At 37.2% G+C, this 12,359-nt stretch carries 13 protein-coding genes; 7 read left to right on the top strand and 6 right to left on the bottom strand.

Features of this window, described 5'->3' with window-relative positions; all coding sequences use genetic code 11:
- Position 1 precedes the first annotated feature (1 nt).
- Positions 2-1,180: an aminotransferase class I/II-fold pyridoxal phosphate-dependent enzyme gene (locus tag FK004_RS05875; protein ID WP_108736429.1), complete on the bottom strand. Its 1,179-nt coding sequence runs from the start codon at positions 1,178-1,180 to the stop codon at positions 2-4.
- 125 nt (positions 1,181-1,305) lie between these two features.
- On the opposite strand from FK004_RS05875, the gene FK004_RS05870 reads away from it, so the two are divergent.
- The 4 genes from FK004_RS05870 to FK004_RS05860 all read left to right on the top strand — a co-directional run bounded on the left by FK004_RS05870 (position 1,306) and on the right by FK004_RS05860 (position 3,493).
- On the top strand, positions 1,306-1,821 hold the full coding sequence (locus tag FK004_RS05870) for a DUF2975 domain-containing protein (RefSeq protein ID WP_108736428.1): 516 nt from the start codon (positions 1,306-1,308) through the stop codon (positions 1,819-1,821).
- Position 1,822: 1 nt separating this feature from the next.
- Positions 1,823-2,053: a helix-turn-helix domain-containing protein gene (locus tag FK004_RS05865; protein ID WP_108736427.1), complete on the top strand. Its 231-nt coding sequence runs from the start codon at positions 1,823-1,825 to the stop codon at positions 2,051-2,053.
- Positions 2,054-2,192: 139 nt separating this feature from the next.
- Positions 2,193-2,621, top strand: a complete 429-nt coding sequence (locus FK004_RS19395; protein ID WP_227871586.1) for a hypothetical protein — start codon at positions 2,193-2,195, stop codon at positions 2,619-2,621.
- Between the two features lie 14 nt (positions 2,622-2,635).
- Positions 2,636-3,493 (top strand): IS3 family transposase, encoded by an 858-nt coding sequence (locus FK004_RS05860; RefSeq protein WP_262497642.1) that lies wholly within the window; start codon positions 2,636-2,638, stop codon positions 3,491-3,493.
- Between the two features lie 62 nt (positions 3,494-3,555).
- On the opposite strand, the gene FK004_RS05855 is transcribed toward FK004_RS05860, so the two are convergent.
- The 5 genes from FK004_RS05855 to FK004_RS05830 form a co-directional block, all read right to left on the bottom strand.
- Entirely contained in the window at positions 3,556-3,834 is a 279-nt protein-coding gene (locus tag FK004_RS05855) for a FoF1 ATP synthase subunit delta/epsilon (RefSeq protein WP_108736426.1), read from the bottom strand.
- Between the two features lie 67 nt (positions 3,835-3,901).
- Complete coding sequence (gene atpD, locus FK004_RS05850; protein WP_108736425.1) at positions 3,902-5,413, bottom strand: F0F1 ATP synthase subunit beta; 1,512 nt, start codon at positions 5,411-5,413, stop codon at positions 3,902-3,904.
- Between the two features lie 295 nt (positions 5,414-5,708).
- Entirely contained in the window at positions 5,709-7,556 is a 1,848-nt protein-coding gene (gene glmS / locus FK004_RS05840) for a glutamine--fructose-6-phosphate transaminase (isomerizing) (RefSeq protein WP_108736423.1), read from the bottom strand.
- An 8-nt stretch (positions 7,557-7,564) separates the two neighbouring features.
- Entirely contained in the window at positions 7,565-9,196 is a 1,632-nt protein-coding gene (locus FK004_RS05835) for a BamH family beta-barrel-assembly machinery protein (protein ID WP_108736422.1), read from the bottom strand.
- 16 nt (positions 9,197-9,212) lie between these two features.
- The gene (locus FK004_RS05830; protein ID WP_108738765.1) at positions 9,213-10,022 is read right to left on the bottom strand and encodes a glycogen/starch synthase; all 810 of its coding nucleotides are present in this window, start codon (positions 10,020-10,022) and stop codon (positions 9,213-9,215) included.
- Between the two features lie 108 nt (positions 10,023-10,130).
- Between FK004_RS05830 and panC the strand changes: the two genes are divergently transcribed.
- Genes panC through FK004_RS05815 form a run of 3 tightly spaced genes read left to right on the top strand, consistent with a single transcriptional unit; the run spans position 10,131 to position 12,310 of the window.
- Entirely contained in the window at positions 10,131-10,979 is an 849-nt protein-coding gene (panC, locus tag FK004_RS05825) for a pantoate--beta-alanine ligase (protein ID WP_108736421.1), read from the top strand.
- Between the two features lie 13 nt (positions 10,980-10,992).
- The gene (panD, locus tag FK004_RS05820; RefSeq protein ID WP_108736420.1) at positions 10,993-11,343 is read left to right on the top strand and encodes an aspartate 1-decarboxylase; all 351 of its coding nucleotides are present in this window, start codon (positions 10,993-10,995) and stop codon (positions 11,341-11,343) included.
- Between the two features lie 4 nt (positions 11,344-11,347).
- On the top strand, positions 11,348-12,310 hold the full coding sequence (locus FK004_RS05815; RefSeq protein WP_108736419.1) for a lysylphosphatidylglycerol synthase transmembrane domain-containing protein: 963 nt from the start codon (positions 11,348-11,350) through the stop codon (positions 12,308-12,310).
- Positions 12,311-12,359 lie beyond the last annotated feature (49 nt).

Here is a 12,359-nt window from a genome sequence, read left to right as displayed (position 1 = left end):
CTTATCCCCTATATTCGGCAAAAGCTTCCAAAACCTCAGTAATTTGGGTTGTTGTAGTGTAGCTGTGAAGACAAAAACGCAAGCGCTCTTCCCCTTCCGTAACAGTGGGGGCCAATATTGCTTTCACCTCAAAGCCCTTTTCCTTTAGAAATTGGCCCGCAGCGCGACAATTGGCATTTCCACCTATAAGCGCACAGTGAATTGCTGAATTGCTGGGTATAAAATAATTTGTCAATCCCAATTCCATTATTTTGGCATTAAAGTGGCTTATATTTTCCCGCAATATACGAATACTGTTTACTGGAAATCCATCCTCAGCAGTACAAACGGCCAATTGTTCGTAAGCCTTAAAAATAGTAGCAAGAGCATGAGGAGGCAAAGCCGTTGTATAAATAAAACTGCGGGCAAAATTGATGAGGTATTTTTTTAACCCATCCGCTCCGAGTATCGCTGCACCATGACAACCGAGACCTTTCCCAAAGGTCATTATTCTTGCAAAAACCTGATCCTGCAGTCCTAAATATTGTAGAAGGCCTTCCCCCGAAGTGCCAAAAACCCCTAAGGCATGAGCTTCATCTACTACCAGGAGGCAATTGTATTTTGCTGCTATTTCAATTAACCGCTTAAAATCCGGACTATCACCATCCATAGAAAAAACCGATTCTGTTGCGATATAAATTTCTCCCTGTCCCTTTTCCGAAGCTTTACAACGCAGAATCAGTTGCTCCAGTTGGTCCAGGTCATTATGCCTGAATTTATATGCTTTGGAATGAGAAAGCTGGATACCAGCGCGTATTGATGCATGGCAATATTCATCAAAAAGGACTAAATCATTTTTTTGAGGTACAGCACTAAAAAAACCAATATTAGCATCATAGCCTGAATTAAAAATTAAAGCCGACTCTGCCTGATGAAATTCCGCAATGTAAGCTTCAGTGATTTCATACAAATTATGATTTCCAGATAGCAACCTTGACCCGGTTGATCCATTGCTATTAATACCTTTTTCTATTAGATAGGAATGAACTGCACTAAAAATCACTTCCGATTTTGAAAACCCCAAGTAATCGTTCGAAGAAAAATCTATTAAATTAGATACAGGCTGTAATTGCCGCAGGGAAGCATTGTCTTCGCGTGTGGAAAGCTTTAGAGCCAGTGATTTAGGAAATTGTACCGCCATATCGCAAATGTATATAAATCTCCGTAGAAATATTAAATTTAATTTTTAGCCGTAGCGCAGTAATTAGTTATTGTTTTACAATAATTTTATACCTTTACTCAATAATCCTTACTTTTCTCCTTACAATGAAAAAACTTTACTTTTTAAGAGCTTTGCTGGACATCTTCCTGTTCTTTGCGGCATTGGCAGGCGCCGGGCTCCTTATTTTAATTCCAATCCTGCTATTCGGATCTGATTCTACGGGAATCCCCTTTGAAGTAAATGGTGAAGAGGTAACTGTAATTTCCATGGAAACGCAAGTTATCCTGCTGTTGCTTTTTGTTGGTTTTGGCACGTTCGTTTACGGTGTATTCCTGTTACGAAAAGTGCTTACTCTTTTTTCAATGAAAAGAATACTCGATGATCTTGTCATAAAATACATCGGGCGCATTGGCAAATGCTTTATTGGGGCATCTTTCCTGATGACGTTACCCATTTCGTTGTATAAAGCACTGTCAAAAGCGGAACTGGATATCCAGCTGCGTGTTGGCGGCTTCGATTTTTTCCTGTTCACCATCTGCCTGGGACTATTTTTTATTGTACTCAGTGAAATGTTGCAAATTGCAAAACAACAAAAAGAAGAAAAAGCTTTATCAATGTAATATGCCAATAATTATCAATCTTGACGTAATGCTTGCCCGAAGGAAAATGCGTTCTAATGAACTTGCAGAGAAGATTGGTATGACTACCGCAAACTTGTCTATCCTAAAAACGGGCAAGGCAAAAGCAATCCGGCTTTCTACGCTTCAGGCCATTTGCCAGGTCTTGAATTGCCAGCCTGGCGACATCATAGAATACAGCCAGGAAGCCGATTTTAAAACGATATCCCCATAGTAAACCTCACTGCTTGGAACAAATACGTTTCTAAGTATAAAAAGCCCCTTAAAACAAAAAACGTCCCGAGAATATCGGGACGTTTTATTATCTATACAGTGTCCCGTCCTGAAATAGCGATACAAAAAAAAACTCAATTATGTCTAAAGAGAAAAATTATGTAAAGCGAACCCAGCGAGATTACAGTATGTCTCTCAAATTGCAAATCGTCCATGAGATTGAACGAGGAGAGTTATCTACACATGGAGCTTGTAAAAAATATGGTGTGCAAGCACGTTCAACAGTTGTTAGTTGGCTTAGAAAATTTGGTAACTTTGATTGGGAAACCCAAACCCCATCTCAAATGGCTAAAACACCTGAACAGCAAATCATGGAACTCGAAGCTAAAGTTACGCTTCTTGAAAAACAGAAAGCTCATCTGGAGCAACAAGTTAATTTTACGGATAAGAAAGCTATTATTTTTGATATGCTTATTGATATTGCAGAGAAAGAATATAATATCGATATCCGAAAAAACTCATCACCCGAACAATTGTCCTATTTAAAGAAGAACAAAAACAAACCTTAGGTTTTACCTGTAGTTTGTTCGGGATAGACAGGCAGGTCTATTATCGTAGCATTAAAAGAAAAATCTTAAAGCAATCAAAGTCTGAACAAGTCATTCTTATGGTAAGAAAGATTAGGATGAAAATGCCTCGTATCGGTACGAGAAAGTTGTATTATTTATTAAACCAGGAGCTTAGAGCATTGAAGATTGGAAGAGATATGTTTTTTAATATCCTCAAAGTAAACCATCTGCTAATATCTCCAAAACGGAGCTATCATATTACGACTAACTCATATCATCGTTTTAAAAAACACAAGAATTTAATTGAAAACTTAAAAATAATACGTCCTGAACAGGTTTGGGTATCCGATATTACATACATCGGAAAAAGAAGTAAGCCCTGCTATTTAAGCTTAGTAACAGATGCATATTCAAAACGGATCATGGGATTTAATGTAGCTACTAATTTAAATGCCGAAAATAGTCTTAAAGCTTTACAAATGGCTCTTAAGAGCAGGAAAAATAGTTGTTTGTCGTTAATCCATCACTCAGATAGAGGTATACAATATTGTTCTGATGAATATCAAAAAGTGATACGCAAGACTAAAAACCTGCGCTGTAGCATGACTGAGTCTTATGATCCATATCAAAATGCGGTCGCTGAAAGGGTAAATGGAATATTAAAACAGGAGTTTTTAGTAGATAGGTATAATGATCAGCAACTTAATATTATTAAGTTAGTAGTTAAGGAATCTATACAGATTTATAATCTAGTAAGACCGCATTGCTCTAATCATATGCTTACTCCGATGCAAATGCATCAGCAAAAAGAAATAGAAATGAAAACCTATAAAACAAAAAACAGAAGTAACCATGAAGCTACTTCTGTCTAAAAAATGTACTTTTATTATTATTAATCCTGTATTGCTATTCTAGGACTAGACACAGAGGATTCTTAGTCTACCAGAATCATTATTTTATTGTCATTCATTTCCAATGTTCCGGATTTGATCGGCAATAAATATTTATCGGCATTTTTTGAATATTTCTGTTCAAAACTTGTGCTTGTCGCAAAGCTTGGAGCTGCAATCTTAATAGTACCTTCTACCAAAACAGAAACGATGGCAGCGTGGTTATTCAACATTTGAAACTCACCGTCAACACCTGGCACGGTTACCGAAGTAACTTCTCCTGAAAATAGTGTAGCTTCTGGCGATACAATTTGTAAATACATAGTTTTTTAGTTTACAGTGAATGGTTTAGATAGTAAAATCCATTTGGATTATACGATCATCTGCCAATTAAGCTTCCGCCAACATTTTCTCTCCAGTTTCAATAGCCTCTTCAATAGTCCCTTTAAGGTTAAAAGCTGCTTCAGGAAGGTGGTCTAATTCACCATCCATAATCATATTAAATCCTTTTATTGTTTCTTTAATATCTACCAAAACTCCAGGAATTCCTGTAAATTGTTCTGCTACGTGGAAAGGCTGAGATAAGAAACGTTGTACACGTCTTGCTCTTGACACCGCCAATTTATCTTCTTCAGATAATTCCTCCATACCAAGGATGGCGATAATATCCTGTAATTGTTTGTATTTTTGTAGAATTTCTTTAACTCTTTGTGCACAATCATAGTGATCAGCACCTAAGATTTGTGGCGTAAGGATTCTTGAAGTAGAATCCAAAGGATCTACTGCAGGATAAATACCAAGCTCCGCAATTTTACGGGATAATACTGTAGTAGCATCCAAGTGAGCAAATGTAGTTGCTGGTGCTGGATCCGTTAAATCATCCGCAGGAACGTAAACCGCCTGTACTGATGTAATAGAACCTCTTTTTGTAGAAGTAATACGCTCTTGCATAGCTCCCATCTCTGTAGCCAGTGTTGGTTGGTAACCTACCGCTGAAGGCATACGGCCTAACAACGCGGATACTTCAGAACCTGCCTGAGTAAAACGGAAAATATTATCCACGAAGAAAAGTACATCTTTCCCTTGTGCTTCACCAGCACCATCACGGAAGAATTCCGCAATAGTCAATCCTGATAATGCTACACGTGCACGTGCTCCAGGTGGCTCATTCATTTGTCCGAATACGAAAGTCGCTTTTGACTGACGCATACCTAATTTATCTACTTTGGATAAGTCCCATCCTCCATTTTCCATAGAGTGCATGAATTCATCACCATATTTTATAATTCCAGACTCCAACATCTCACGAAGTAAGTCATTTCCTTCACGTGTTCTTTCTCCAACTCCTGCGAATACAGAAAGTCCACCGTGACCTTTTGCAATATTGTTGATCAACTCCTGAATCAATACTGTTTTACCTACACCAGCACCACCGAATAATCCAATTTTCCCCCCTTTTGCATAAGGCTCGATCAAATCAATTACTTTGATACCTGTAAATAAAACTTCAGAAGAAGTTGATAATTCTTCAAATTTTGGTGCCTGACGGTGAATTGACATTCCATTCTCTCCGGTCTTTGGCAAATCACCCAATCCATCGATCGCATCACCGATTACATTGAACAAACGTCCGTAAACATCTGCACCGATTGGCATTTTGATTGGATTTCCTGTTCCTACAACTTCATAACCTCTGCTTAATCCGTCTGTAGAATCCATAGATATAGTACGAACAGTGTTTTCACCTATGTGTGACTGAACTTCTAATACCAATATAGAACCATCTTTTTTAGTGATTTCTAATGAATCATAAATTTTTGGAAGTTCGGCATCTTGTGTATTGAACACTACGTCAACCACTGGACCGATGATCTGTGCAACTTTTCCTATTACTTTAGACATACTTATGTATTTATTAAACAGCTTATTATGACAATGGGAAATACCCTCATTTTTCAGAGTGCAAAAATAGTTTAAAAAATGAAAATTTAATAATTTTTTCAATGTTTTTTATCGATGTTTTACAGGATTGTTGGTTTCTTGGGAGAAAGAACAACCTTAATCCCCCTTTTTAAATATACCTCATGCCCCGACATCCCAGCAAACAACGATTCAATCACCATCTACTTTACAACTACAAATAAAAAAAGGGCAGAAAAATTATTTTCTGCCCTTTTTACTTTTCTTTATATTTTACTTATTCAACCGTAACTGATTTAGCAAGATTTCGTGGCTGATCTACATTACATTCCCGCATTACCGCAATATGGTAAGAAAGCAATTGTAATGGAATAGTCGTCAACAAAGGCGACAAAGCATCCACTGTATCCGGAATTTCGATCACATGATCTGCAAGATCACGTACCTGCACATCCCCTTTGGTCACCACGGCAATAATTTTACCACTTCTGGATTTAATCTCCTGGATATTACTTACTACTTTATCATAATGCCCTTGTCTCGGCGCAATAACAATAACCGGCATATGCTCATCGATCAAAGCAATTGGTCCGTGTTTCATTTCCGCAGCAGGATAACCTTCTGCATGAATATAGGAGATTTCTTTTAGCTTCAAAGCACCTTCCAAAGCTACAGGGAAATTATACCCTCTACCTAAATACAGGCAATTTGGAGAATCTTTATAAATAGCCGCGATTTGTTTCGCTACATCATTACATTTTAATGCCTCAGCAACTTTTTCAGGAATCGTTTCCAGTTCCGCAAGATAATTGTGATAATCAGAATGTGATAATGTACCTTTTGCCTTAGCAATACGCAATGATATCAATGTTAAAACTGTAATCTGAGTAGTGAAAGCTTTTGTAGAAGCCACACCAATTTCAGGCCCTGCATGAGTGTAAGCTCCTGCATGGGTTTCTCTTGAAATGGAAGAACCAACTACATTACAAACACCAAACACAAAAGCACCTTTTTCTTTAGCCAATTTAATAGCCGCCAAAGTATCTGCTGTTTCTCCCGATTGAGAAATAGCAATAATGACATCCCCTTTATTTATAATAGGGTTTCTGTAACGAAATTCAGAAGCATATTCTACTTCAACAGGGATTCTGGTAAACTCTTCAAAAATATACTCTGCTACCAGTCCGGCATGCCATGACGTTCCACAAGCTACAATAACAATACGCTGCGCATTTACGAATTTCTCAAGGTTATCTTCTATTCCGGCCATTTTGATTATCCCCTCATTAGCCAAAAGTCGGCCTCTGTAGGTATCCTTAATTACACTTGGCTGCTCATAGATTTCTTTCAGCATGAAATGATCATACCCCCCTTTTTCTATCTGCTCCAGATTCATTTGCAACTGCTGAATATAAGGATCAACCAAAGAATCATCTTTAATCTTACGTATTTTCATGCCTTTATTCAAACGGACTACTGCCATTTCTTCATCTTCAAGATAGATCGCATTTGAAGTATATTCTATAAAAGGAGTAGCATCGGAAGCAATGAAATATTCATTTTCACCGATTCCTATTGCCAATGGACTACCCAAACGGGCAGCAACAATTTCATTTGGCTTTTTTATGTCAAAAACCACAATAGCATACGCACCCACGACCTGATTAAGAGCTACCTGTACTGCCTTTCCTAATTTTAGGTTATGACTCTTCTGCACATCTTCAATAAGATTAATCAATACCTCGGTATCAGTATCAGATTTAAAGGTATACCCTCTATTAATCAACTCTTTCTTTAACGGCTCATAATTCTCTATAATACCATTATGTATAATGACTAATTCTCCAGAATTAGAGTAATGCGGATGAGAATTTACATCGTTTGGCACTCCATGAGTAGCCCAACGGGTATGCCCCATTCCTATAGTACCATTAGTAGTAATTTCTTCTGCTGATTTTTTTTCAAGATCCGAAACTTTACCTTTAGTTTTTGATAATTTTAATTTTTCACCGTCATACAACACGATCCCAGCACTATCATATCCTCTGTACTCCAGTCTTTTAAGACCCTTAATAATAACAGGATAAGCTTCCCTGTGACCTATATAACCAACAATTCCACACATATATCTAATTAATTAGGTTTAGTATAATAAATTTCTAATTTGAGTTTTTTAGGCTCATCCGCAGGACTGGTATTATTACCATACAACACTGTCCCCAAAGGACTGATAACAGACCCAACCGGCACATATTTAAAATTACTGCTTCCTCCCGGAAGAGACAATGGTGTTTTCAAAGCAGCATTAGTAATCGTATTTATATTCTCTGTTACAGAAAGACCCAGTCTGACATTCGTAGAATCAAGCTTCAATAACGCTTTAATATGTTCTGTAATTCTTATTTTATATTTTTCCCCTTTCCCATCAGAGGTCACTTCCATTATACCGCCAAAAATATATTTATTCAATTTTGCATCGGTCGAAATTGTAGAATTATCATAATAATAATCCAGCAACGGCCTATTGTTTTTAGCATCGAAAAGATAGACTCTTCGGGGTTCATAAACTTTAGCCGCAGTAGCATTTCCCGCTTGCGCATCCATGGTCGTCCTGTCAATATAAAAAACAAGATTGGCTTCGTTAATTAACCAACCTCTTGTTCGCAGGTCTGCAAGCTCATTAGAAACACCATCGTTATCATCATCTGCTCCATTGAACAAATCGATAAAAGCTGTTGATCCGGCACCACCTTTTACATACAACCTATCTGCTCCAAGCGAAGTATTAGGATTTGTAATTGCATTTTGGTAAGCTGAATTATATTCATTATCCAACAAACTTATCGTATTACCCTTCAAATCAAGAATAACTGTTTTCTCAACTGTCGCATTTTCATCATCTGTAGTAGATGGGGTAAGTTCTGTATAGGTTATTGTAATTTTTCCATCACCAAAATTCAGCATCGACAAGCTATTACCATTAGGTTCAGTTGCCGACTGCCCTACTTTAAAATAAAGTCCACGAAAATAATTCTTAAACACACTATTATTTAAAAGATTTCCAGAAGCGCTATTGATTATTTTCTGTGTAAAATATGCTTTATTCAGTTGCAGTTTCATTCCTGGTTTTGATCGTGTTACAGTACCATCTGTTGCCGTAGCTACATTTTCAGCAGCACTGAAAACAAAATCATCATTTTGATAAGGAGCAATCGTATCATTAAGACGCACACCTATTTTTGCCGCATCAATTGTATTATTCATATCAGAATAATACAATTGTGTTGTTTGCGTTGTCGCTGCAGGATCAAAATCTCTCAAGAAATAACCGGATTCAAAAACTTCCAGTTTAATTTTAGAAGTTCCATAAAGCGAATCCAATTCATAAATACTGGAGCCATCTGCTTCAGTACTTTTTAAGGTGCTAAAATAAGGAACCAACAATTCCACTTTAGTAATCACTGCAGACGCAGCAAATGTGGGTGCAACACTATTCAGCTGCACCTGTGTTACAAAACTAGCGGTGGTTTTTCCAAAGACAGGATTATCATAAACCCCTAAAGGATTTGTAGTAAGGTTATTGGATTGCACCGGAAAGGTAGCTTTACTATAAGCACTAATATTTTGCGCAACATACAAGTCAGAATCAAAATGATCATCACCTACTATATCCGCACCAATACTATTAAAATCTTTATCACAGGAAACAAAAAGAACAACCAAAAAAAACAATAATACTTTTTTTGCTAACGAAACTGTATGCATAGTTTATTTTATAATTTTACTTTAAAACTTGATCTTTGTAGAAGTTAGTATACGCTTCTGCAAATTTATCTTTCGGGACGAAAGGTAAAAAAGGTTTTTCCGATGATTCTATAAATTTTGTTAAACTTGCCGAAAGGTTGTCTGACGCTATGATTACTGCATCCGAATGCAATACCGAAGCCTTGATTATATTCTCATAATTAGGTTCCGCAAGAAATGCAATCGCATCATCCGGAATCTGATCAAAAGCTACCTTTTTCATCATATCCATATCCAGTGTCCCTTCAAAAGACTGATTATATACTGATGTTACAATTTTAGTATCTGAAAAAAGAGCATCGTCCTTATAGTAATGTTTCATGTAGATCGGCAACATCGCTGCCATCCATCCATGAACATGTATTATATCCGGAACCCAGTTCAGTTTCTTCACCGTCTCTACAACTCCTTTTGCAAAGAAAATCGCTCTTTCATCATTGTCCGGGTATAAAACTCCGTCTTCATCAGTGAAAGTTGCTTTCCTTTTAAAGTATTCATCATTGTCTATAAAATAAACCTGTATCCGCTCTTTCGGTATGGAGGCTACTTTTATAATAAGCGGCATATCCAGATCATTTATAACAAGATTCATCCCTGAAAGACGAATAACTTCATGCAATTGATGTCTTCTCTCATTAATATTTCCGTATCTTGGCATAAATATTCTTATCTGTCCTCCCTGATCATTGATCATTTTTGGCACATCATAAGACATCAAAGAAACCTCATTCTCAGCCAGATAGGGCACCACTTCAGATGATACGTACAATATCCTCTTATCCTCCATAATTATAATAACTTTTATTATTGGCAATAAATAATGCGCAAAATTACGAAAATTTATGCAGATATTAACTAAAACCTTAATTTTGCACCCAATTTTAATAATAAGCATATGCTCATTTTCAATAATCAGGCAGATCTGAAACACCATTTAAAATCTGTGAACCAGGCTAAAACAACAATTGGCTTCGTTCCTACTATGGGTGCTTTACACGAAGGCCACCTGTCACTGATTTCAAAATCACTTACTGAAAATACCCTGACCGTTGTCAGTATTTTTGTAAATCCGACCCAGTTCAACAATGCCGAGGATCTTGAAAAGTACCCGCGTACTATGGAAGTTGATACTGCAAAAATAGAGCAGGTAAGTGATGCTGTTATTATTTTCGCCCCTTCAGTAGAGGATATTTACCAGGGAAATACCGTGTCAGAGCATTTCGACTATGACGGCCTTGAGAATCAAATGGAAGGCGCTCATCGCCCCGGCCATTTTGACGGAGTGGGCACCATTGTAAAGCGGTTATTCGAAATCATCAATCCTACCAATGCCTATTTTGGTGAAAAAGATTTCCAGCAATTGCAGATTGTAAAAAAAATGGTCGAGAAACACCACCTTCCTGTTAACGTTATCGGACGCCCGATTTTAAGAGAATCCAGTGGCCTTGCTATGAGCTCCCGCAACGAACGGCTATCTCCGGAAGCCCGTACCGAAGCAGCCCTGATCTTTAAAATAATGACCGAAGCCAGAGAACAATTCAAGACCCACACCCCAGCTGAGGTGATTCAGTATGTCATTACTGCGTTCGAAAAAGCACCCAATTTTAAACTTGAATATTTCGAAATAGCCAACGAATCCACTTTATTACCGGCGACTTTTAAAGAAGAAAATAAAAAATATAGAGCATTTATCGCGATTTTCATCAACAACGTAAGATTGATTGATACCATTTCATTAAATTAATTAACTTTGTACCATGCAAATTGAAGTTGTTAAATCCAAGATTCATCGCGTGACGGTGACTGGAGCTGATTTAAATTATATTGGAAGTATTACCATTGACGAAGCGCTTATGGAAGCGTCCAATATTATCGAAGGAGAAAAAGTAGCCATTGTTAACATTAATAACGGTGAACGATTAGAAACTTATGCGATAAAAGGAAACCGTAACAGTGGAGACATTACCCTGAACGGCCCTGCTGCCAGAAAAGTTCAAAAAGGGGATATCATCATCATTATTTCATATGGAATTTTGGATTTTGAAGAAGCAAAAAAATTCAAGCCTACATTAGTTTTTCCTAATGAAAAGGACAATTCCCTGACTTAAATTCTTGAAACAGACGCTATCCAAATGGCTTTCTATACTACTCCCACTTATGTTGGGAGTTTTTTTAATTATATACACCTATAATCAATTTTCGCCGGAGCAGATCAAGAAAATCCAGCATCATTTTGAAAATGCCAACTATAGTTATATTTACTTGTCCTTATTGCTGTCGCTCATCAGCTACATTTCAAGGGCATACCGGTGGAAATATTCCCTGAATCATTTGGGCTATCCCAATTCCTTCCATAATAATTTTATGGCCGTCAGCATTGGCTACCTGATGAACATGACAATTCCAAGATCGGGCGAAGTTACCCGTGCTGTAATTTTGAAAAAATACGACAACATACCTTTTGACAAAGGATTCGGAACCATCGTAGCCGAACGTATTGTGGACTCTTTTATATTATTATTATGCATCTGTACGGCTTTGATTTTTCAGTTTGAGGTCGTTAAAGCTTTTGTAATCGACAAAATCCCGAAACAGAAAATCGCCTGGCTTTTAGCTATTGGATTTATCCTTTTTATTATCGCACTCCTATTTTATTACTATTCCAAACTCAAAATTGTCCTTTTAATCAAGGAAAAGATTTCCGGGCTAAAAGAGGGATTGCTTAGTATCTTTAAGATGAAAAACAAATGGGGATTTTTGCTCCATACTATTATTATCTGGGTTTCCTATATTTTAATGTTTTATGTCACGATCTATGCCTTACCCGAAATAAGCCATATTGGGATCGGAGCCGTAATAACCTCCTTTGTTGTCGGTAGCATCGCTATAGCGCTCACCAGCAGCGGATTTGGAACATATCCTGTATTAATGTCCAAAATACTATTATTCTACAGTGTCGCAGAAACAGCCGGTAGCGCTTTTGGATGGATTGTCTGGACCTCACAAATGTTAATGACGGTGGTTTTGGGTTGCCTTTCCTTTTTGCTGCTCCCACTCTTTAACAAAAATAAATAAATTCAGTATATTGGTACTCGATTTTAATCTGACTTAGTAATCTTGTATA

It is taken from the genome of Flavobacterium kingsejongi, assembly GCF_003076475.1.
GTDB lineage: Bacteria > Bacteroidota > Bacteroidia > Flavobacteriales > Flavobacteriaceae > Flavobacterium > Flavobacterium kingsejongi.
The sequence above is the reverse complement of the archived record's forward strand: the minus strand, read 5'-3'. Positions and strand labels throughout refer to the sequence as shown.

Bases quoted from the DNA above. Each gene is read 5' to 3' on its own strand.
- FK004_RS19395 (WP_227871586.1), top strand. From the start codon at position 2,193: ATGTCTAAAGAGAAAAATTATGTAAAGCGAACCCAGCGAGATTACAGT.
- FK004_RS05855 (WP_108736426.1), bottom strand. From the start codon at position 3,834: ATGTATTTACAAATTGTATCGCCAGAAGCTACACTATTTTCAGGAGAA.
- panD (WP_108736420.1), top strand. From the start codon at position 10,993: ATGCAAATTGAAGTTGTTAAATCCAAGATTCATCGCGTGACGGTGACT.
- FK004_RS05875 (WP_108736429.1), bottom strand. From the start codon at position 1,180: ATGGCGGTACAATTTCCTAAATCACTGGCTCTAAAGCTTTCCACACGC.
- glmS (WP_108736423.1), bottom strand. From the start codon at position 7,556: ATGTGTGGAATTGTTGGTTATATAGGTCACAGGGAAGCTTATCCTGTT.
- FK004_RS05830 (WP_108738765.1), bottom strand. From the start codon at position 10,022: ATGGAGGATAAGAGGATATTGTACGTATCATCTGAAGTGGTGCCCTAT.
- atpD (WP_108736425.1), bottom strand. From the start codon at position 5,413: ATGTCTAAAGTAATAGGAAAAGTTGCACAGATCATCGGTCCAGTGGTT.
- FK004_RS05865 (WP_108736427.1), top strand. From the start codon at position 1,823: ATGCCAATAATTATCAATCTTGACGTAATGCTTGCCCGAAGGAAAATG.
- panC (WP_108736421.1), top strand. From the start codon at position 10,131: ATGCTCATTTTCAATAATCAGGCAGATCTGAAACACCATTTAAAATCT.
- FK004_RS05835 (WP_108736422.1), bottom strand. From the start codon at position 9,196: ATGCATACAGTTTCGTTAGCAAAAAAAGTATTATTGTTTTTTTTGGTT.
- FK004_RS05870 (WP_108736428.1), top strand. From the start codon at position 1,306: ATGAAAAAACTTTACTTTTTAAGAGCTTTGCTGGACATCTTCCTGTTC.